The organism is Massilia sp. CT11-108, from assembly GCF_047302915.1.
GTDB classification, from domain to species: domain Bacteria; phylum Pseudomonadota; class Gammaproteobacteria; order Burkholderiales; family Burkholderiaceae_D; genus Telluria; species Telluria orientalis.
In genome coordinates, this window is sequence record NZ_JBKYMO010001507.1 from 1 (window position 1) to 274 (window position 274).

Consider the following 274-nt stretch of genomic DNA (forward strand, 5'->3'; position numbering starts at 1 on the left):
GTTCGGCATGGTCGCCGCGAGCGGCATCCGCACGCTGTCGAAGGTGAAGTTCAACAACTCGAACATCCTGATCGTCGCCGTGGCGCTGGGTGTCAGCCTGCTGCCGACCGTCAGCCCCGACATCTACGCGCAGTTCCCGACCTGGTTCACGATCGTGTTCGACTCGGGTATCAGCGCCGGAGCGCTCGTCGCCGTGCTGCTCAACCTGCTGCTCAACTCGGAGTCGCAGCAGCGGCGCCACGGCGGCGTCGACCGCGACGTGTCGGCGCACGAC

At 66.8% G+C, this 274-nt stretch carries 1 pseudogene; it reads left to right on the forward strand.

Features of this window, described 5'->3' with window-relative positions:
* Positions 1 to 274: pseudogene (locus ACEN88_RS35430) on the forward strand (purine permease); the annotation flags it as partial.